17 protein-coding genes are annotated in these 21847 nt (G+C 58.6%); 9 read left to right on the top strand and 8 right to left on the bottom strand.

Translation table 11 applies throughout. The features are described 5' to 3' along the window. Nucleotides 1-11 precede the first annotated feature (11 nt). Nucleotides 12-947, top strand: a complete 936-nt coding sequence (locus CWS72_RS02220; protein ID WP_101248942.1) for an FkbM family methyltransferase — start codon at nt 12-14, stop codon at nt 945-947. 49 nt (nt 948-996) lie between these two features. Beyond that, nucleotides 997-1890, top strand: coding sequence for a class I SAM-dependent methyltransferase (locus CWS72_RS02215; RefSeq protein ID WP_101248941.1), 894 nt, complete (start codon nt 997-999; stop codon nt 1888-1890). A 181-nt stretch (nt 1891-2071) separates the two neighbouring features. Here CWS72_RS02215 and CWS72_RS02210 read toward each other — a convergent pair whose 3' ends face one another. Continuing rightward, nucleotides 2072-3799, bottom strand: coding sequence for a B12-binding domain-containing radical SAM protein (locus CWS72_RS02210; protein WP_101248940.1), 1728 nt, complete (start codon nt 3797-3799; stop codon nt 2072-2074). 380 nt (nt 3800-4179) lie between these two features. Next, nucleotides 4180-6129 (bottom strand): glycosyltransferase, encoded by a 1950-nt coding sequence (locus tag CWS72_RS02205; protein ID WP_241911555.1) that lies wholly within the window; start codon nt 6127-6129, stop codon nt 4180-4182. A gap of 590 nt (nt 6130-6719) precedes the next feature. Here CWS72_RS02205 and CWS72_RS02200 point away from each other — a divergent pair. The 3 genes from CWS72_RS02200 to CWS72_RS02190 are packed head-to-tail and all read left to right on the top strand — an operon-like array spanning nt 6720 to nt 11356. Further along, nucleotides 6720-8147 (top strand): hypothetical protein, encoded by a 1428-nt coding sequence (locus CWS72_RS02200; protein ID WP_101248938.1) that lies wholly within the window; start codon nt 6720-6722, stop codon nt 8145-8147. A gap of 38 nt (nt 8148-8185) precedes the next feature. Continuing rightward, nucleotides 8186-10330 (top strand): glycosyltransferase, encoded by a 2145-nt coding sequence (locus CWS72_RS02195; RefSeq protein WP_101248937.1) that lies wholly within the window; start codon nt 8186-8188, stop codon nt 10328-10330. Between the two features lie 12 nt (nt 10331-10342). After that, nucleotides 10343-11356: an SPASM domain-containing protein gene (locus CWS72_RS02190; protein WP_158240469.1), complete on the top strand. Its 1014-nt coding sequence runs from the start codon at nt 10343-10345 to the stop codon at nt 11354-11356. Between the two features lie 6 nt (nt 11357-11362). On the opposite strand, the gene CWS72_RS02185 is transcribed toward CWS72_RS02190, so the two are convergent. From CWS72_RS02185 to CWS72_RS02170, 4 genes are read right to left on the bottom strand one after another with little or no spacing between them, the layout of a single operon-like run. Beyond that, nucleotides 11363-12547 (bottom strand): glycoside hydrolase family 99-like domain-containing protein, encoded by a 1185-nt coding sequence (locus tag CWS72_RS02185; protein WP_101248935.1) that lies wholly within the window; start codon nt 12545-12547, stop codon nt 11363-11365. A gap of 9 nt (nt 12548-12556) precedes the next feature. Further along, a complete protein-coding gene (locus CWS72_RS02180) occupies nt 12557-14011 on the bottom strand; it encodes a glycosyltransferase family protein (protein ID WP_101248934.1) in 1455 nt (484 codons plus the stop codon). Nucleotides 14012-14016: 5 nt separating this feature from the next. Continuing rightward, the gene (locus tag CWS72_RS02175) at nt 14017-14595 is read right to left on the bottom strand and encodes a hypothetical protein (protein ID WP_146002596.1); all 579 of its coding nucleotides are present in this window, start codon (nt 14593-14595) and stop codon (nt 14017-14019) included. A gap of 48 nt (nt 14596-14643) precedes the next feature. Beyond that, complete coding sequence (locus CWS72_RS02170; RefSeq protein WP_146002595.1) at nt 14644-16098, bottom strand: glycosyltransferase family protein; 1455 nt, start codon at nt 16096-16098, stop codon at nt 14644-14646. A gap of 457 nt (nt 16099-16555) precedes the next feature. Between CWS72_RS02170 and CWS72_RS02165 the strand changes: the two genes are divergently transcribed. Next, nucleotides 16556-18016 carry a tetratricopeptide repeat protein gene (locus tag CWS72_RS02165; RefSeq protein WP_101248931.1) on the top strand — a complete coding sequence of 487 codons (1461 nt, stop codon included), beginning with the start codon at nt 16556-16558 and terminating at the stop codon, nt 18014-18016. Between the two features lie 78 nt (nt 18017-18094). Here CWS72_RS02165 and dksA read toward each other — a convergent pair whose 3' ends face one another. Then, on the bottom strand, nt 18095-18511 hold the full coding sequence (dksA, locus tag CWS72_RS02160; RefSeq protein WP_101248930.1) for an RNA polymerase-binding protein DksA: 417 nt from the start codon (nt 18509-18511) through the stop codon (nt 18095-18097). 132 nt (nt 18512-18643) lie between these two features. After that, the gene (locus CWS72_RS02155) at nt 18644-19084 is read right to left on the bottom strand and encodes a flagellar assembly protein FliX (protein ID WP_101248929.1); all 441 of its coding nucleotides are present in this window, start codon (nt 19082-19084) and stop codon (nt 18644-18646) included. Between the two features lie 488 nt (nt 19085-19572). On the opposite strand from CWS72_RS02155, the gene CWS72_RS02150 reads away from it, so the two are divergent. From CWS72_RS02150 to CWS72_RS02140, 3 genes are read left to right on the top strand one after another with little or no spacing between them, the layout of a single operon-like run. Then, nucleotides 19573-20736, top strand: coding sequence for a flagellar basal body P-ring protein FlgI (locus CWS72_RS02150; protein ID WP_101248928.1), 1164 nt, complete (start codon nt 19573-19575; stop codon nt 20734-20736). Next, a complete protein-coding gene (locus tag CWS72_RS02145; protein ID WP_101248927.1) occupies nt 20736-21110 on the top strand; it encodes a rod-binding protein in 375 nt (124 codons plus the stop codon). The genes CWS72_RS02150 and CWS72_RS02145 overlap by 1 nt, the downstream gene beginning before the upstream one ends. Further along, complete coding sequence (locus tag CWS72_RS02140; RefSeq protein ID WP_146002594.1) at nt 21107-21802, top strand: flagellar protein FlgN; 696 nt, start codon at nt 21107-21109, stop codon at nt 21800-21802. Before CWS72_RS02145 ends, CWS72_RS02140 begins: the two co-directional genes overlap by 4 nt. Nucleotides 21803-21847: the final 45 nt, after the last annotated feature.

Raw genomic sequence — 21847 nt, 5'->3', positions numbered from 1 at the left:
CGCGAGGAAAAATGGACAACCTGATTTCAATCCGCAATGCCTTCCCCTCCGGGGCCTGGGATCGACTCGAATGCCGTATGAAGATGCTGGAGAAGCATCTGATTCTCAGGCAATACCAGGAACTGATCTCTGGTACCGAAGTCGCCAGCATCGAAATTCATCCTGAGGAATTGGTGGTGGTGACGCATAGCGGTCTGCGACTGCATTGGAATCTGGAAGATTCCTGCTATGCCCCAAGCGAATTGATCAATATCGGCCATTATGAAAGCGAGGAATGCCCGGTCCTGAATGATGCAGCTCGCGGGGCTTCCACCATTTTTGATGTCGGTTCCAATATTGGCTTCTTTTCGCTGCAATGGGCGGCCAACCTCGCCCCCGGTGGAAAAATCCATGCATTCGAACCGGTTCCTCTCTCCTATTCACAATTACAGCGTAATATTGTCCTTAACAGGAGAGAGAGTTGCATCGTCGCCAACAATACAGCGGTTGGCGAAACCGCAAGCACACTGACGCTGTTTATTCCCGAGTACCCTGGTCCAGCGGCAGCCTCGTTGAATCGACTTCACCCAAATAGCTCCAATGTCGAAATCTCTGTCCCGGTGATTTCACTCGATGAATATTATGTCCAGGCAGGTTGCCCCCAACTCGACATGCTGAAAGCCGATGTGGAGGGGGCGGAATTGTTCGTGATCAAGGGTGCATATAAAACCATTGCGGCGCAGCGCCCCCTGATCTTCTTGGAATTGCTACGAAAATGGGCAAAGCCGTTCGGCTATCATCCGAACGACGTGATCTCACTGTTGAGAGGCATCGGTTATCGGTGTTTCGTGCTGAACGATAACGCACTCGCGCCCTTCGAAGTGATGGACGAGGAAACAACCCACAAGAATTTTTTCTTCGCCGACCCACAGAAGCATGCGGATTTTCTGGCACGTCATGGTGTCTGAAACAAGAAGATTCCCGCTTTGAAACAGCGTGTTGCCGAGGAATAACGGGATGACTGAAACGGTTCAGACGATAGGTTCCCACGATGGCGAACGTATCGCCCAAAATTGCGTGTGCTGCGGTAGTCGTAATCTGGCGCGGTCGCCGGCGATACTGATGCCTTTTGTTGCCTATCGCGCTTTCGGCTGGCAGGCTGTGGAAATCACCCCAGAATGGGGCCTGCGGACGATCCCCACCGGACTTGCCTATCCGCTTTGCAACTCGGTCCAATGCGCTGATTGCGGCTTGCTATTCCTCGACATCCGCTTCAATAATTTCGAGATGAATGCGATGTATCATGGCTATCGCAGCAGCGCCTACGCAGAGATGCGCGGGCGCTTCGAGCCCGGTTATCTCGCCACCAACGTCACCATTAACAATGGTGTAACCTATGTCCCGCAGATTGAGGACTTCCTCTCCCCGCATCTACATTTCCCGGTGCGCATACTCGACTGGGGTGGAGATACCGGACAGAACGCACCCTTCGCCGCTCAGCGTTCTTTACTGCATGTCTACGACATTAGCGATCGCCCCGTGGTGTCGGGGGGCGAACTCGTGGGACAGGCAACCGTCCAATCGACCGAATATGATTTGATCATCTGCGCCAATGTACTCGAACACATCCCCTATCCGGGCGATGTCGTGCGCGACATCGGTCGTTCGATGCACCGCGATACGGTGCTTTATGTCGAAGTTCCTCGTGAACCGATATTTTCCGATGATGAAACATCGAAAGAACTACACAAGAAGAAACGTCACTGGCACGAACATATAAACTTCTTTTCAGATCAGTCGCTTACTGAATTAATGGAACGCTCTGGCCTGAAAATTATTGATAGGAAGCTGCTCAACGTCTCTGATGGGTACCATAATTACTATCGGGTTCTCGCCTGCAAACTAAAATGAGCAAACATCAACGATATCACTCTTGCCCCCCGAAGCAGGTCTCCCCCACCCCTAGCAGGCTGCGGAAAAAGTCTTCGTGACATCATTTCCGTCGTCATCCCCGCGAAAGCGCATAGGCGTTGACTTTAAAAGAAATTTCCGCCCCTCGCGGGAGGGGGGCATCAATTTCACTCAAAATACGTCAAACTCGCTCGATCGCGCTTCCTTTCCCGGTATTCATCGATTTTTGATAAACGGCATCAAACTGGCTCGGATCATCCGGTAGATTGAAATACTCAAAATACTTCTGCCAGGACGGGTTTGTTTTATACTTCAGGTATCCTTCTAATGCTTCTTGGTGGTCATTCTCGAGACCAAGCTCCTGATAACATTTCGTAAGAAAATAATACGCAAAAGCGTGGTCTGAGCGGAACCGTAATACGTTGTCGAAGCCTTTGACGGCAAGGTCGTATCTTCCGCACCGCATGTCGTTGTTGAATACAAAATTCAGTTCAAGATTCATGAGATATCGTTTTTCCTGAATAAACTCAGGAGTAAAATCTTCGGTTTCAATCAATGCCTTGTGGTAATCAGATCCCAAGACCTCTCCACTAATATAGCCTTTTCTTAAGGCAATCTCATGCATCTCGCTGCCGGCCAAGGGACTGGCGCACGCAATATTAAACCAGTTTACCGGTATATCTTTAAGATTTTCAATTGCCTCATCAATATCTTTCTTCGTTTCTCCCGGCATTCCGATCAGAATATTGGTATTCGTATAAATACCGAGATCTCGACAATCCTCTGCCACACGTTTTGATATTTTTATCTTTAGCGGCTTATGCATCTGTTCCTTAAGAACTTTTTCGCTACCGGATTCAACAGGCAGGACCAGGTGGCGAACGCCGGCATCGTAAAACGCCTCCAACATCGGACGATCCAGGGCATAGAGCGTCAATCCGTTTTGAAACAGAGCACTGAACTCCAATTCCTTCACCATTCGAAGGATTTCATAGACTCGCTCCCGATCACTCATCAGGTGATCATCCTGAAAGATGATTGTCTGTGCCCCACACTCGTTTTTCAGCCTGACCAGATCTTCCCTTACACGCTCAAGGCTGTGGTAGCGCATCTTGCGTCCATGGACACGATGGGAGGCGCAGAAGGTGCAGAAATAGGGACATCCCCTTGAGGTCATGACGTGATAACTCTGCTTCTGACCAGCATCGATCACAGCCTTGAACCCTGTTGTCAAAGGGTTCAAGCCATGTCGGGTGATGTCCACCAACCCATAGTCGTAAAAGGGGATTTCATCCAGATTTTCTATGAAATCATGCACCGGAAAAAATCCAGCTGGACTATTCCGAATTTTATCCATGGTGATCCACGAATTCGATTCCTCTAGATAGGAACGAACATCCGGAGCCCGAAGCAGCGCGAGAAGAGGCTTCTCCCCCTCACCGAAACACAGAGCGTCAAAATATGCACATTTCAAGTCGTTATAAATATATTTATAACTATTTGTCGGAATATTTCCTCCGCCGATAACCAAAGCATCCTTGAACAGGGATTTTGCGACCTTTGCGCAGTCTATAAAATTAAAGAAAGACGGCCCGAACAGCGACGAAACCCCAACGATATCGGGAACGAATGAGAGATCCTTCATGACGTCATAACAGAAGTCATAGAACCGATCGTAATTAAATGTCGGAGCGAGCATAGCCTCAACATTAAAGTCGATTAATTTAACATCGACATCTTCAAACTTCTTTATATACGCACTCATCGATAGCGGGCCGATGGGTAGATCCGTCGCTAGCGTTGAGAAAATTTTTCCGTCGGACTTCGCAAATGTTCTCATATTAAAAATGGGATTAACGAAGCTCTCAAATTCGACGTGCATGGGAATAAGGAAAAGAACCCTTTTCATTATTAGAACTCCGCAGATCCGACCAAATTCAGCTCATAGATGGAAGACACTTTTTACGTAATGCCGTTAAGCCGTCTTGTTAAGAGCGATATTGCGATCTCGGTGGAGGAGTCACCATGCATGGGATGCATTACGCCATGTCTCGGTTTCCAATTGCAATCGGAGACCAAATCCGTTCGCTGGAATAACGGGCGAACCTTCATGACACCACTCCCCCACCAACCCTAGTGCATTGACACAAACAGAGGATTCAACAATTTCGTCTTTGCACTCCAGCCTGCGCGGCGCTCGAGCGTTGAAAAAACGGAGCTTTTTCGCTCTTGCAGAGTCTAGAGCATTGAATCATCTGAATAACTCAATGCTCTAGGTCGTTTTCACCGTCAAGAAACCACCAGCGCGATGGGCTCGCCGGACTTGGCCTGCCGAACCATCGACGGCGGGTAAAGGTCGCTGTTATTCAAAATGATCTGCCTGAATTTTTCCGGATAGTTCGGCTTCACATCAGTCAGGTATATGCCCTCCTGATGATTGCGATAGTGGAAAAGAACCCGGGGTATTTGCTTGCCGAAATATCCCAATCCACCCGCCGCAACCCAGAAGTCGTAATCCTCGCAGCCGCGCACATTGGTGCGGTACCCGCCGACGGTCTCCCACACCTCACGTTTGTAGAGGCTGCAATAAGGCAGGAAATTTCCCAGAAGCAGCATGGGGAAGGAATATGGCTTGGCGTCATAGATCCCTTCCTTAATTCCGAAATCGTGCATGCAAGGATAGACGATCGATGTCTCCGGATGGCGGCGCATCCAATCGACGCACTCCTCGACCATCGTCGGAGCGAGCAGATCATCGGCATCCAGGCAAAGGATCAACTCGCCATCCGAGCGTTCAATCCCCTTGTTGCGGGCGATCGCCGGCTGGCCGGAGTTGTCCTGACGTATCACCGTCAACTTTTCCGGATATCTGATCCCGTAAGTCATGGCGACGGCAAGGCTATCGTCGGTGCTACCGTCGTCGACCAGGATCACCTGCAAATTTTCATACGTCTGCTTCAGCGCGCTTTCCAGGGCTCCAGCCAAGTACCGCTCGTAATTGTAGCAGGTGACAATGATCGAAACCTTCGGGTTGGCGCCAATCGGCTGGGGATGCAACGCCCTGCGGACGACGGACTTCATATCCGCGCCCTGGCGACGCTTTACGAAAAACGGGGCGGTATAGGCCATCCTCGCATTGTCGAGCAGATCACCCCGGCTGGAGCCGATATAGGGGACGGCGTCCATCGTGCCATGCTGAAAAAGATAGGACGGCGCGAAGCCGTCGCAGACATTGAGCGCCGAGCACGAGCCGCATTCCGCGGAAAAAAGCTTGTTGAAACCGTCAGGATGGCCGGGAATGCCGCGGGCCGCGATGAGCTTGACACCGTTCACGACTTCCTTTTTCTCGACGAGCCCGAAAACCCGCTCGATCTGCCCTCCCTGCAAGGGAAGCCGCTGGCCGTCCGTCGTGGGAACGGGGCTTTGGTGGTTGACGGCGTTCATCCATTCGTAGGGATCGTAGCGCACCCCCACGACACCGACGACGTTCTTTTCGACACCCGCCATCGTGCACAGGGGCGCATAGCGGATATTAACGGCAACGCCTCCTTCCTCCAGGATAGCCACCGCTTCCCGCAGATAGTGGCCCATTTCGACGTATCCGGCCTGAACTCCGGCGGCACGACCTTCCTTTGACCAGTAATGATACGCATTCATCGCGATAAAATTATGAAGATATACATTATGCTTCAATATTTCTCGCGCCAGATCCGGTAGGTGAGAATAGTTATCAGCGCAGACGGTCGTATTGCTGGTATACTGAATCCCCTTCTCATCCAGGAGATTCATCGCATCCCGCTGGACAAGCCACGACCCTCCGGTCAAGTGCTGGAACAACGTCTCGTCAACCGCGTGGCAGGAAAACAGAAAATTCGTCAACTGGGCGTCAAGCAGATCCTCGATCAACCGATCCCGTTTTCCGTTCCGATGCTTTTTCATCAGGAACTGTCCCAGGGTGATGAGTCTGGCGCTCATCCCCAGATCCACTTCGGCGTAACGGATCAAGTCGATGATGTCAGGATGCAGCGTCGGCTCGCCCCCTGTGATGTCGAAAGCCAGGAAACCGGATGCCTTCAACTGGGTGAGCACATCCCGAAGCGCGGCACCTTCCCGGAACTTGGCATGGCGCATCCCACTGAACTGATCGGTCGATCCATCCAGAAAACTGTAATAACAAAACCGGCAGGAGTGCGTGCATTTGAGCCCGACGTCAAGAACCGCGGCACGGCTCGGAAACATCGGCGCATGATAATAGTACGGATACCCCATTCGACACTCCTCTACAAACCGGGGGGATCACATTAGCGCAAAAGCGATCCTGCGCTCAGAATATAACCTTCGATATCATCACGCAAAAAGCGCTATGAAGCAGGACGAACCGAATAATGTCGTTAATTCAACCAAACAGGAATTCGCGGAAAAGGCACATTAAAATAATAGGTATTTGGCAAACATTAGAGATGTTTATCGCAACCTCGTTCAAATCCCCGTCTTGATTACTCTGATCCCGCCCCTTCATACAATGACCACCTCAGACAGAACAATGCATTTCCACCCCAAGCCGTGAATGTTCAGCCGGTGCCGGGTGCGCCATCGCCGTCATCACACTGAAAGACACAGCCAAGAGGCACCAGGATGACGGGAAATCCTACCTAAATGATTAATGCAAGAGAGATTCTGCGTCAGGAATGGAAATGCGTCCCCTCTGAGCATCACTCACCGACGGATGCCGCAGATCATCCCGGGCGCACCCAATGTGTTAACCCGAAATTAATGCGGACACCTTAATCATGGGTTCGGCTCGAAAATTTGATAGAAAATAAGTCTTTATGTCCTATCCCGTCGATAAATGGACGCATCCCGTCGTCGACACCTGGGACGTGTTCGACACACTCGTCGCGCGTTTCGGTATCGGACACGAGTATATTTTCCAATTAGTGGAAGAAACCTCCGGCCTTTCCGGTTTCGCCAAGCTCCGCAAAAGCGCCCAGTCCTATCTCGACAGAATCGGCCAGCCTTACGTCATCCACGCGATCTACCAATGCCTGCACGAACAATTCGGCGTCGACAGGTTGCGGGCCCGCCAACTGCTGGCTTTGGAAATCACCGCCGAAAAGGAACAGCTTCTTCCCATTCGCCGGCAGATCACCCGGGTCCGGCCCGAAGACCTGGTCGTCTCCGACATGTATATGGGGCCCGATTTCGTCGGCGACATTCTGCGCGGCATCTGCGGCTTCCATACCATGGCGCCCCCGGTCGTCGGCAACTGGGGCAAGTCGCGCGGCACGATCTGGCCGGTGCTGCTGGAAAAATATACGATCCGCTGCCATCACGGCGATAAGCTTGATTCGGATCTGCTGGTTCCCGCCCAATTCGGCATCGCCAGCGAACTGATCGAGGATCACAAGCTCGTCCCCTGGGAAACCTTCCTGCGAGACGCCGGCGTCGGCCATTTGGCCCTTGTCATCCGCGAATTGCGGCTGCGACAATTACCGGCCGGAGCCGACCGCTTCCACCACGTCGTCGTCGGCCCATTCTGTACCTTCCTATTGACTTACGCTCTCTATCTAAGAGCGTTTGCCCAGGCAAAGGGGATCCGCCGCTACGTCTTCGCCAGTCGCGACTGCGATCAGCTCTCCTATCTGTTCCGCCAATTGAACGACGCCATCGAGTGCGAGAACCTTAATTTGAACCGGGCGCTGCTCAGCAACGAAAACTACGACGGCTATTTTCTGAACCATCTGGGGCAGGATTCGACCATCGTCGACATCCTGGCTTCGGGCCGCAGCCTCTCAATGTTCACCAACCGGACGGGAATCGACATCCCGGTCATCGTCGGCATGCTCATGCAACGCTGGCTGTCCGAAGAGGAAATGGCGGAGCGGAACGCTAGATTCGCATCCGGGCGGCTGCACTCCCTCGCCAACATCGATGACTACAAGCATCATTGCCATGGATTGGAAGTGCTGCTGGAGTCGGGCTATCCCTCCGTTCTGGATCTTGGACTGGATGCGCCGTCCGGGGCCCTGGTCCGCCGGTTCGCTCCGGAGGATCGCACCACCGACGAACGGGCGCGTCATGAGTTCATTTGTGAATGCGTATCCTGTCTCGGCGATTTGCTGACGCGGCGGGGCGATCATTTCGACTATACTCTCGATCAATTGCGGACAGTCTTCAGCAAGGCGCTCGGTGAATGTTTGGCGGCCGAGTCGCACGCCCTCTTTCCAACTTTTCTCGCCAGAGAAAGAAAGCGCTGAAGGGGGCCACCCCGACATTCGTCCGGTAGCTGGAGCCGATGATGACCGATCAGGACAGAACGCTCGATATCGCCATCATTACTCCCGAGGTGGCCGGCTGTTATACCCCGGCACGCATCGGAGAATTCTATTTCGCACTGGCGGTCAAACTGACCGGCTGGGGACATCGGGTCACCCTGGTGCATATCGTCGAGTGCGCCGCCGAAGCCTATGACCAAAGGTTCGTCGGAGTCCGGGAACGGCATGAGCGGGCCGGTGTCACTTTCGTCGCAGCGCCCGACGAACCCGTGGTCACGCGCGGTCATGGCAGCCGGCAGGCATGGATCGTCGATCAATGGCTCAGCCGGCACCGTTTCGACGTCGTGCATGTGCCGGACCTGGGTGGTTTCGGCTATTACGCCATGACCGCACGCTCCGTCGGCCGCAGATATCGCGATACCCATTTCATCGTGACGGCCTTCGGAAGCAGCCTGCTTTACCAGGATGGACTGGGGTCCTTCGTCAACGACATCGCGCCCGTCACCAACGCCTTTTTCGAACGCACCTGCCTGGAACTGGCCGACGAGGTCATCGTCACCAGCGACTACGTCTACAGGGACTATGCGGCGGCCGAATGCGCCTTTCCGGCCCGGCATGTGATCGAACCGGTCTTGTTGGGGGTCGATTCCACTCATTCCGGACCGTTCCGCATGGAACCCACGATCCGGCGTGAAATCGTCTTCGTCGCCAGCCAGCCAGCCGGCACCTTCTGCGAAATGACCCGTCGCATCCTGCGCGCATGCGATAGCCTGCCGGCGGGAAAAGCCGGGCTGGCCGATGTCTCGTTGCGCATCCTGTCCGTCGACCCCGGACTTCCCGCCGACAGGCTGCGCCAGGAGATCGAGCCGGCTGCCAACGGTCGTCCGGTCAACTACGACTGGGTCACCTGGCAGGAAGCGGCCACAGTCCTGTCGATGCTCGACTGCCTTGTCATCTTTCCCTGTCCCGACGAATTGGCGGGAGCCCTGCAAGGAGCATTGGTGGCACGAGGCGTTCCGGTTCTCATGACCTCGCGGACGGATGCCTCCAGCCTGCTGGCCGAGGAAAGCAGACTGGACAACATGGGACCGCCCGCCGACACGGCACGCGTCGCCGAGAAACTGCTCGAACTGGTCGGCCGCGAGGCCTTGCCGCGCCCCACTCCCGCCATCTCGCAGGACGCGCTTTGGGAAATCTGGCGGGAACGCCATCGCCGCCTCGCGGCGGCACCACCCAATGTCCCACCGGGAAGTCCCCGGCCGCCGCTGCCGCTGGTCTCGGCCTGCATCACCCACTTCCAGCGGTCGCATCTCCTGTCGCAAGCGCTGCAATCGGTACAGGACCAAACCTATCCCAACATCGAAATCATCGTCGTCGACGACGGCAGCCGGGATCAGGTTTCGAAGGACAGCTTGGCCAGGCTTGAGAAGGAATGGCAGGGGCGGCCATTGCGAATCGTGCGCCAGGAAAACCTGTACCAGGGGGCCGCGCGGAACGCCGGAGCCCTGGCGGCCAAGGGAGACTATGTGCTGTTCCTGGATGACGACGACGCCTGGAAACCGGACATGGTTTCCATCATGGTCGCCGCCTCCCAGGCCCGCGGGGCGGACATCGTCACCAGTTTCTGCGAGCGCGTCGCCGGCGAGGAGCCGATGCAGGATTACGCCCCCGACCGCTTCCGTGGGTTGTACCTGTTTACCGGCGCCGATCTGACACGTGGCATTCAGGATCATGTTTTCGGTACCGTCTGCGCGCTAATCCGCCGCAAGATCTTCGACACCGTCCGCTACACCCAGGATTTCGGTATCGGCTACGAAGACAAGGAGTTCTTCGTCCATGCGCTGTTCGCCGGATTTTCGTTGATCTGCGTCCCGGACAGCCTGTTCTGGTATCGCGACACCGCCGGCAGCATGACGCGGGGCGCCACCCGCTCGATGTATCAAAGCAACATGCGCGGACTACGTCCCTATCTGAAAGTGGTTCCGGCCTGGTTGAGACCGGTCTTACGCTACGCGATGGGCTGTCATCTGGATAAAACGCCGCTGATCGCGCTGGCTCAACAGCTTCAACAGGAACACCAGCGCGCGATCCTGTTCGCCGAGCAGGTGGAAATGCTGACGCGCGAGGTGGAAACCCTGCGGCGCAAGACAGCCGGCTGGAACTGAGGGAAACAAATCTTGGCCCAATTCTGCCCCCGCCCCTTCGACCGGCTGGAAATCTCTCTGAATGGCGACGCCCTGCTTTGCCATTCCACCTGGATTATCGGCAACGCCGGTAATCTGACCGAACAGTCTCTCGATGAGGTATGGAACTCCGCCGCCGCCCGGACCATGCGGGAGAGTGTTCACGACCAGTCTTTCCGCTTTTGCCTGCGCGCCCGCTGCCCCCATCTCGCCACCCTGCCAGAAGCCGAGCGACAGTCCGATCCGGACTTGCGCGCGATCGCTGCCGACCGTCAGGTGACGCTGGAGCGACGTCCCAGCCGGCTGGTCCTGTCCTATGCCCCGTCCTCCGCGACGCGATGGTCCTCCGGCGTCGACGAAGCCATGCGAGCCGCCGACAATCAGCGGCGCGCCGTGGTGACCGACCGGCTGATCGCCGGCTTGCAATTCTGGAATACCCCCCGCTCGATCGCAGTGGTCGGCCCGGGAGATCCATTAGCCAGCCCGCACATGCTGCGCATTCTCCACCATCTGGCAGAACGCGAACGAGGCCCCTTGCGCCTCGACATCCAGACCAACGCGCAGAACCTGTCCGAGCAGACCTGGCGCCTTTTGAGCGGACTGGAGCGATACGACCTCGGCCTCGAAGTGACGCTGGATGCCGTCTGGCCCTGGTCGGAGGATCATCGACGCTCCGCCGTGACCTGGGAGGCCCTGTCCGGCGCACTCGACTTGGCCGCCAGCCTGCGCCGCAACGGCCGGCTGCGCCGGCTCGCCATTTCAATGACCGTCGAAACGGCAAGCCTGCCGCAAATGCCGACCATGGTGGAACTGGGCCAAACACTACACTGCGACCGCGTGATCTTTTCGCCCATCGCCGCGACGGCCTTCCTTCCGCAGCCCGCAGCCGCCCGCAAAATCGCCGATCCCAGCCACCCCGATCACGGCGCTCTTCGCGAGATGCTGCGCAACCCGATGTTCAGCGACCCGATCGTCGATCTGACCGAGCTTTCTAAATTGCGCGGCTGATCCGCGTCAGCCGCCCGTCTTCCCGCTTGCCGCAGACAGCGTCTGAGCCGCCTCGACCAGCAGCGCGATCCGGGTCTTCATGGCCTCGTCGATCCCCCCGGCGCTCTCTTCGTTACGCGTTTGAATGACGTACCGGCCGCGGTCGATCGCGCTTTTGGTGGCGTTGTAGATCATGTCCCCGTCCAGAAGGCTCGGCTCCACCTGGCTGCCGGTCAGCCAGTCGTTCCAGGATTCCAGGAAGACGAAGCGCTCGTCCGGCGCAAAGTTCTGTTGGGAAAACAGCATGGCGTTCTCAACGAACAAGCCATAGATATAGGAATCAAAAGGCTTGCCCTGGACCGCCAGATGAGTGGCGCCGCCATCCGGGTGCAACGCCCAGTCGTAGTAAGCCGGGAACACCCGAGGCATCACCTTGCCGCGCTGGGACCGATTGATCATCCGAGCCACGGCGAACAGGACGTAAGGAAAAAAGCGGTCCAGGTAGTCGACCGAATCCCTGAGGCCCGCCATCACCTCCAGAAAGGTCAGCCCGTTGGGGCGGTTGCTGGGCGAACAGGAATGCCACTCCGCCGGCCCGGGATCGACCAGCGCATCATACCCGTTGGATAGGAAGCGCCCCTTGTCCTCGGAACGGTTGGCGATGACGTAAAGGCCCGGCAAGCCCGCCCGGCAAGCCTCTTCCTTGAGGATCCCGAGAACCTCGCCCGGGTCGGCGAGTTCCTTGGGACGATCAACGATCATCAGAAGACGCCCGTCCGCCAGTATCGGCAGCCCCACCTTGAGAGCGGAAATCAGCCGCGACGCCCGTTCGGTCCGGTCGGACCTGGAGGCCGGCGCCTTCCAGAAATCCTCCTCGCCGTTGCGCCACTGAAATGCAAGAGCGAACGAATCTCCGCACATCGGAGCCAGTGCCTGCGCACCGGTTACGTAAGCCTCGCCGTCCCAGCGGCAATCGAGAACGAAGCCGTCGATACCCACTTGGCGCGCCATGGCCACGACTCGTCCCGCCGCCTCGGGCTGCGCCAGATCATATTGCCCCAGCGTCGATGGCAGATTAAGGGCGAAATGTTGCCGGCTAGCCGGTCGCGCCTCACGGACGCGACGCCAGGCATCGCCCTCGCCATATAACCGCCGGACATCGGCGCTCGACTGGTAACGCGCATCGAAGAAGGCTAGGACGCGGACCGACATCTTCTTCTCCTAGAAGGTAAAACCGTAGAGATCGCTCGCCATCCCGAGAATGGCGGTGATCAGTTGGGCGGGATCGGCGAAATTGGCGCAGTTCTCCCCACCCAACACCGGACAGGAATCGTGCCCCCCGCACGGATTGCAGGGGAGGTTGCCGACCACCGGACGGTAATCCGGAGCCTCCTTCGCATCGGAATTGCAGGGTTTGGTATTGGCGAACAGGCCGATCGTCGGCCATCCCAGGACGTGCCGGACGAAATGGTGAGGGAAGGAATCGACGCCGATGAAGATGTGGTGGCTTTTGACCGCCGCCGTCAGCCGTTCGGTATCATCGCTGATGATCGATCGCACGCCAAGCCGCGCCGCCAGATCGGGCCGGTCGATGACCGTGATATCGCACCCCAGGGACTTCAGGACCGTGAATACCGTCGCAGCATCGTTGTCGCGATAGCTTTTCAGCGACCATCCCCCCACCAGATGAAATAACAGCTTCAAGGGGTGGGGCGGCAGATCGGGACGATCCGAACAGGCCGGAGGCTGACCATGCACCGTCCGGCTCACATCCGTCATCGACTCTCCCAGGGCGAACTTCACCTGGTCGATCAAGTGAAACGGTGGAACGCTGTAGTTGCGGGAATAGCGCATGAAGACAATGAAGTGATTGTCGATGACGTCCTGCCCCAGGCGCTCGAGCGACCGAGCGAGATATTCGAGTTCCCCGACGGAATTGTCGCGGGGCAGCCAGGGCAGACGCAACCAGACGGGCTCCAACGGGCCGGGGCAGGATTGATAGATGTCCTTGTACGTCCAACAAAGGATCTGCTTCTTGAAAAAACCGTCGGGAACCTGGCGCGCAGCGAGATTGAGAAACAGCAAGGAGCCAGCATGATAGGGCTGATAGGTGGCGAAGGGTAAATTCCGCCAGCCGGGATTGCGCTCGATGGTCTGGATGGCCGCCAGAGACAAGACCTTCAGCATCTGCTGGCGGACTTCCCCCTGGAACCAATTGGTCGGCGTCGTCACAGGGAAGTGCTTGATCTCCAGCCCGGGCGTGCGGATCTGGCTCACCTCTTGACCGGTCACCAACTGAAGCAGACGCCTATCGATGTCGCCATCCATCGTCGACAGCGATAGGAGGAAGCGCTCGAGGTCGTCGAAAAGTCGCCGGGGCAGGACGTAGAGAATGGGAAATTTGCGTGCGTCGGTGACGATGGCCGGGACGGATCGGACCGCGCCGCTCCATTCGGCCAATTGCTGAGGGCTGAGCGGCAACAGGGGATTGCCGATGATCAGCACTTCCGTGGAGGGAACCGCCCGGATCATGCGGCGGCCGACTTCCACGACATAGCGGCTGGGCGGGCAGGTCGCCGAGTCGAAGATCTCGTTATCGCGGAAGGCTCCCGAACCGAACACGAAGGAAAATCGTTCGACGGAACCCGAGGAAGTGACGGAAAGCCCAGCCAGCATGATCCTTAAGCGTCCGATTGTCTGCGAATGGGATAGGCGCATAGATAGCCGGTCTGTCGCGCCAGCCTCTGGAGGTGATGCGTCTTTCCGAAAATATCCTCGACGAAATCCAGGTTGCGCTGTCCTGACGGCGCCATCGCCTCGACGGGACAAGGACCATCCTCGAAGACACCACTTTCGTAAAGCCGAAGATCATCGATCAGGAAAACATCCCCCACGACATCGCGCAGGCTGGCGATCAGCCGCAAATCGCGCTCGAGCGGCGACGAGGACTGGCTCGCGTCGAAGGACGGCTCGGTGTCCATCCAGAAAAGAACCGGGGCGTGGGGCGGAATTTCGTCCAAAACCATCTTGAGACCGCGTTCGGCTTGGGCGTGCACGACCGTCATCTTAAGGTTCCGCGCATTGCGGAATGCCACCTTGATCGCCAGGCCATGGACCTTCTCGATGGAATAGACGTGATCGAACGCAAAGGTGGCGGCGAATTCCGCATCCACCCCCTCGCCGGTACCCGTTTCGACAAAAAAACGGCATCCATAATCGGCGATCAGACGCTCAAGCTGAAAGTCCGACAAACGACCCACGCCCCGCCTCCCTTCCGATGAACATGTCCCGGCTCTCCGTTCCAACCGTCACGGCTCGTAACCATAGGTCTCGCGCGCCAGATCGAAGATATCGGTCACGACCTTGGCCGGCGGCGCGTAATTGAGGCATTCCTTGGTCCCGAAAACCGGGCAGCCGTCATAGGCGCCGCAACGGTTACAGGACAGCGATAGATCCGATGACCGATAACCGGCCCGATACATGGAATCCGAATTACAGGGCTTGGTATTGCCGAACAGGCCAATGGTCGGCCAGCCGGCCACGAGGGTGGAAAAATGGTGCGGGAATGAATCCACCCCGACAAACAGGTGATGCTCTTCGATCAGCCGGCGCAAAGTTTCCGAATCCTTGCTTTCCAGGGACACCGCCCCCGCCGACTCAAGGTCGGGCCGGGACAGGACGCTGACCTCCACACCGAGCTTGCGCAAGGTGCCGATCACCACGCGCATCTTGTCCAGAGGATAGGTCTTCAAGGACCAGCCGCCGTTCAAATGGAACAGGACGCGCAACGGCTTCGTCGGAAGCCGGCAGCGCGCCTGCTCCGCGGCGGGCCGGCCATGGACCGTCTGGCTGATGGACTCGAGCGATTCGCCCAAGGCGAAACGCGCCTGATCGACCAGATGAAATGGCGAATGGTAATAAAGGCGAAGAATTCTCGAAAAAACGAGAACGTTTTCTTCCAAGACCTCGGACCCCAGCTTTTCTATCGCCTGGGAAAAATAGGTCAACTCGCTGACCGAGCCATCCCGGGGGATCCATGGAAGATCGAGGCGGATGGCTTCGAAACGGCTGCCGCAGGCGGCCGGGATGTCCATGTAGGACGAACAGACCACGTGCTTGCCGAAGAACGTTTGTTCGGCCATACGCGAGGCCACGCTCACGAAAAGAACGTCGCCGGCATGCATCGGATAGAACGTGGCGAACGGCAAGGTCCGCCAGTCGCTCCGTTCTTCGATGAGCTTCAGCGCGGTGCCGCATTGCAATTTAAGCGACAGCAGCCTCTGGTCGCCATTCACCCATCCGTTAGGGCTGGCCGACAGGGCCTCGCCGACGGGCTCCAGATCCACCTGCCGGCACGACACCGTCTCGCCCAGGAGCCTCGTCAGCAAACAGGCGTCGAGAGTGGCGTCCAACGCGGACAGAAGCAGCAGGAAGCGCTCCGCGTCGTCGAAAAGACGGCGCGGCAGAACATAGAAGACGGGAAAGTTGGCGCGATCGGTCGCCACCACGGGACTGGATGGGGGGCCGTCCAGCCAACCGGCCAGAAGATCGGTCCTCAAAGGCAGCAGCGGATTGCCGACAACGAACCAATCAGCCTCGGGCGTTTGCCGCCGCAACCGGCGGGCAACCTCCACGAGGTAACGCCCTGGAACGCTGAGCGCTGAATCGAAGATGTCCTCGTCGCCAAAGGTACCTTGCGAAAAACGGAAGTCGAATCGTTGCTGGCGTCCGGAAGACGTGGAAATGACCAATCCAGCTAACATTCCACCCTCGCCTCAAACCATCCGGGTCACCCCCAGCCCAATGGGAGCCGTCTTATACCAACTCTCGGTGATCGGCACCGATCACCTCTGTCCTCAATCGTCGGGCGGGTTTCTCCGAAACCCTGGGCTTTGCGCCAATGCCCTGTGCGCTTCGCGCACATTCCCGATAATTGCCGGCAAGGCCGGCGGAGCGCGGCTTCTCAATAGGCCAGCCAAGTCTCGATGAACCGCACTCAGCGAGACTTGGTATTACCCCATGGATAACACGCCTGCCACTTTCGAGCCAGACAAGACCAGGGCCATATCACAAACATGCGGTTTGTCAGCTGGATGTAGTCGCGTGATCCGATTCAGCGGGACTTGCCAAACGGCTTGGATCATGAATCACTGAATCCCGCCAACCGTTTACTCCAGATGCACCTGAACCGTTCATCGAGATTGGAGACCGCAGATCAACATGCCTATGGACTACTCCGATCTCCTCTTGGCCCAGGCCATTGAAAACGAAAAAGCCGGCGATTGGACGGGCGCGGAACTCTTTTATCGTGGCCTGCTCAAGGAAAACCCGACGCATCCCGAAGCAAATCTTCATTTGGGTCGGCTCTTGGTGCGCCGGGGATCGGCCGAAGAAGGCACTGTTTTCCTGGAACGCGCCGCCGATGCCGCGCCTTCCTCGCCGGAACCCCATATGCATCTGGGCAGCGCTTACCAAGCATTGGGGCAGCCTGACCGCGCGATGCTGGCCTTGGTCATCGCGACCAACCTGCAGGGCGTCATGATCCATCCTGACGACGTCCAGGCGTGGTTCCAATTGGGCGTCACCTTCTCCCAGGCCGACCGTCACCAAGCCGCGGCCGCGGCGTTTCGCCACGCGCTGGTGCTGCAGCCGGCCTTCGCCGAAATCCACAACAACCTCGGCATCAGCCTTCAAAACCTTCAACTGGCCGCCGAAGCCGTCCAGGCCCACCGGAGAGCCGTCGCGGCGGCCCCCCATGTCGCCGGACATCATGCCAATCACGCTCACGCCCTGCTGGCCGCCGGCCATCTGGCGGAGGGCTTCGCCGAATGGGAATGGCGCCCCCTCTCTCCGCCCAGGAGCTTCTCCCAACCGCGCTGGGACGGAAAACCCTTCGAAGGCCGGACTTTGCTGGCGCACGCCGAACAGGGTTACGGCGATGTCATCCAGTTCTGCCGCTATCTGCCGGAAGCGGCGCGACGCGGCGGACGACTGATCGTCGAATGCCGCGCCCCTTTGGCGGGCCTGATCAAACGGATGCCGGGCGTGGCCGATGTGATCGAATGGGGCTCTCCGCTTCCCGATTTCGACTTTGAAATCCCCATCCCCAGCTTGCCCTTCGCATTCGGCGTCGACTCGGACGTCCTGGCGGCGGCACCAGGGGATCCTTATCTCCACGCCGTGCCGGACCGCGAAGCGAGGTGGCGAAAAGCCCTTTCGCGGGACGACGACAAGCTCAAAGTGGGTCTAATCTGGGCGGGGAACGCCGCCGGGCTGGACCCGAAGCGGGCAATCCCGCCCAACCTTCTGTCCGGACTGACGCTCGTCCCCGGCGTGGCTCTTTACAGCCTGCAAAGGGAGGGAGGCGACACCATCCGGCGAACGGACGGAGGTCAAAGCGTCACCGATCTCGGAGGGGGAATTGCCGACTTCGATGATCTGGCTGCAATCCTTACCGGCCTGGATCTCCTGATCAGCGTGGATACCGCCGCAGCCCATCTCGCCGGCGCCATGGGGCGCCCGGTCTGGACATTGCTGCATGCCTCACCCGATTGGCGTTGGTTGCCGGGTCCGGACCGCACGGCCTGGTATCCGTCGATGCGACTTTATCGGCAAAACCGTCCTGGGGATTGGCGAGAAGTCATAACCCGCGTCGCCGACGACCTGAACTCCCAGGCCTGATCGGGCTCCGCATTTCCGCGAGGCGGCGGCACCAGCGAAACGCCGGTGCCGCTTTTCAGGCCTTTTCGCGCGTGCGGCTTACTCGTCGCGGTGGGTTCGTTCCAACCGCTCGTGGCGCTCCTGCGCCTCGATGGACAAGGTGGCGATGGGTCGAGCATCCAAACGGCGGATTCCGATCGGCTCCTGCGTTTCCTCGCAAAAGCCGTAGGTTCCATCTTCGATCCGCATCAGGGCCGCATCGATCTTGGCGATCAGCTTGCGGGCCCGGTCACGGGTCCGGAGTTCCAGCGAACGATCCGTTTCGGTCTGAGCGCGATCGGCGATATCCGCCTCCTGAGCCCCACCCTCCTGCAAATGCTGGAGCGTTTCATCGGATTCCCGCAACAACTCTCCGCGCCAGCGCAGTAACTTCTGGCGAAAATACTCCGTCTGGTATTCGTTCATGAACGGTTCGTCGTCACGAGGACGGTAATCCGGCGGAAGCGTAACTGTCATGCATTCCCCACGTTCGAGTGCGAATTCCGCCGCGGAATATAAGGACCGAGGCCGATCCCCGCAAGAAAGGAATGCAAGACGGATTGGTTGGGATGGATTTCGCCGGATTGGAGAGGCGGACCGGATGGGCGATTACGCCCCACGGACGGAGAGTTTCGCAAGCTCGACCTCCGCCCGCAACTCGATCTCGTCGAGCAGGGAGGAGAGCCTGGGATCGGCGACGTTCCCCCGGCGGGTGCGCACCATCTGGGCCAAGGCGATCAGCTTTTCCTTGGGGATGGCGCCCAGCAGCAGGCCATGCCGAATCTCCTCGAGTTTCTCGAGAAGATCCTCGCCATATCTCACCATTCGGCGACGCTCTTCGCCGTCGGTGGCATCCCCCACCCCCTGAGCGGCCAGCAAAGCGTCGATGCCGCCGACGGCGGAAGGCGCGTCGACACCCAGATTCTCTTCGACCGCGTCGAATGTCTCGGCCAATTTCTCCGCAAAGGCACCCGTCGACGTCTTGTCGGTCTTGGCCGTCTTTCTGGATTGTCCCGACCCTGCGGTCGCTCCGACGCCGGAAACTTTCATACTTCGCCTGCAAAGACTGGAATTTCAGGGGCGAGTGTACACTGTGGGGAGTCCCGTTGAAAACAGGGAAATCCGGCAAGGGGCCGTCACCCCCGCAACACATCACCCCAGGGATGAAAAAAAACAAAGCCCTTTGATCGGCGAAGGATAAGAATTCGAGACATCAGGCATTTTTGTTTCATCTTATCCGCACCTTTCGAAAGACCGCCGATGTTGAGGCCGCACCCCCGGGCCTTGTATCCGGTTCTTGTTCATAACCTTCCATTTTCAGCCAAACCGGGACGGAGCGGACCCGATGGGAAAACACCTCGGGCAGAAATTGCCGCCATAGCCGGACAGAAGTTGCCGACGCCGCCTCTTTCCTGTCGAAAAATGGCGGTTTTCCTGACCCTCCCTTCATGGCACGGGATTCGCATGAAGGTCAGCGCTGATTGTCCTTCACCAAGGGACCCGCAGGTCCTTGAAGCGATGTACCGGAGAAGATCGCCATGAACAGGGGTAACACCCGACCGTTTTCTGTCCTGAAAAACCTCGTCGCCGGCTTCTGCGCGCTGGCCATGTTGTTTGCCGGCGTGCCGGCCCAGGCCAGTTCGCGGATCAAGGACATCGCGACCTTCGAGGGGGTGCGCGACAACATCCTCATCGGTTACGGCCTTGTCGTCGGCCTTCAAGGCACTGGCGACGGCCTCGACAACTCGGAATTCACCAAGCAATCCTTGATCGGCATGTTGGAGCGGTTGGGTGTCAACGCCCGCAGCTCCGGCCTGGTGGCCGGGTCGAACACCGGCTTGAAGGCGAAGGACGTCGCCGCGGTGGTCGTTACGGCGACACTGGCGTCCTATGCCCGGCAGGGGACACGCATCGATGTGACGGTCAGCGCGCTGGGCGACGCCACCAGCCTTTACGGCGGCACGTTGCTGGTCACGCCCCTGGTTGGCGCCGACGGCGAGGTCTATGCCGTCGGCCAGGGCCAGATCACCGCCGGATACATCGCCTCGGGCGCCGCCGCGTCGGTCACAAAGAATGTGACGACATCCGGCCGGGTCGCCAACGGGGCGGTCATCGAGCGCGAGGTCGGCGTCGACATGAGCCGCATGGAATCGGTCCAGATCTCCTTGCGCAACCCGGACTTCACCACGGCGCGCCGCATCGCCCAGGCCGTCAATGCCTATCTGGGTTCCGACACGGCCCGCCCCACGGATCCCGCCACCGTCCGTCTCGCCGTGCCACCCCGCTATCTCGGCAACACCGTGGCGCTGCTGACCGACATCGAGCAATTGCAGGTGCAGCCCGACCAGATCGCCCGCGTGGTCATCGACAACCGAACCGGCACCATCGTCATGGGCGAGAATGTCCGCGTCAGCACGGTCGCCATCGCGCAGGGCAGCCTCACCATCCGCATTACCGAGACACCGCAGGTCTCCCAGCCTTCGCCCTTCTCCTCCACCGGATCGACCACCACCGTCAACCGAACCGACATCCAGGTCGATGAAGGCGCCGACAAGAAATTGGCCGTGGTCCGTGGCGGGGTGACGCTTCAGGAACTGGTCGACGGACTGAACTCTCTCGGCATCGCCCCGACGGATCTCATCAATATTCTTCAGGCGATCAAGGCGGCCGGCGCCATGCAAGCCACCATCGAGGTGATGTGATGCTAACCGATCCGACCCAGGGCATGGCCAGCCAGGCTCTCGCCACGCGAGCGATGAACGCCCAGGCCCTTGCGGCCCAGGAAGTGAGCGATCAAAGCGGAGCGACGACAGGCTCATCCTCGCACGCCCCCATCGACATGGTCGCCGCCAAGAAGGCCGCGCAGAGCTTCGAGTCGGTCTTTCTGTCGCAGATGCTTGGCCACATGTTCGAGGGTGTCGGCAAAAATACGCTGTTCGGCGGCGGTGCGGGCGAGGACATGTTCAAGCCGATGCTGCTCGACGAATACGGAAAGTTAATGGCGCAGAAGGGCGGTATCGGCATCGCCGACGCCGTCATGCGCACGCTGATCAAGCAACAGGAGAAGACACAATGAGCGCTCCGCCGCCGCGTTCCAACCTGCACAAACCGCCACCGAAAGCGGCACCTGGAGCGCGCGCTCCGTTGGCGCCGCCGCCAGCGCCCCCCGCCGTGGGAAACAAGCCCACGCGGCCGCCCATGGCCGCGAGCCATCCCGGGAAGCCGCCCGCCGTCGCCGGACGTCCTGGGCAGCCGGCCGCCACCGGACCAGCCGGACCAGCCGCGACGAAAGCCGCCGCCGGCACCGCGAAAGCCATGCCCAAAATCGACCCCAGGACGCTACCCGGCAGCTTGGGACCGATGGTCGAGGCTATCCAAGTCTATGACGACCTTTTGATCGAGGAGAACGAGGCGCTCAAAGCCGGCGATTCGAAAGCCGTCGAAGCCCTGCTCGATCGGAAGATGGCCGCCACCCGGCTTTACCAGGAGCGACTGCGCGCTCTGCTGGCCGAACCTCAAAACAAGCGCGGCATCACGCCTGAGCAACGGAGCCTGGTGACCGCCATGGTCCGCAGACTTGAGGAGCGGGCCAAGGAAAACACCACGCTGCTCAAAGCCAACATGAAGGCGATCGAACAGCTCTTCGAAGTCATCAATACCGCCGCCCGCAGGATGCGCCGTCAGGACGTCTCCTATTCCAAGGCTGGAATGATGTGCGACGGCTACATTCGAAACGGCGTCTCGCTCGCTTACAACAACACCATCTGAGCGGGCATCGATCGGAAATACCCGCATCCGGCGGCCCCGCCGCCG

This window comes from Telmatospirillum siberiense (genome assembly GCF_002845745.1).
GTDB classification, from domain to species: Bacteria; Pseudomonadota; Alphaproteobacteria; order Rhodospirillales; family Magnetospirillaceae; genus Telmatospirillum; species Telmatospirillum siberiense.
This window is presented reverse-complemented; position numbering and strand designations above follow the sequence as displayed.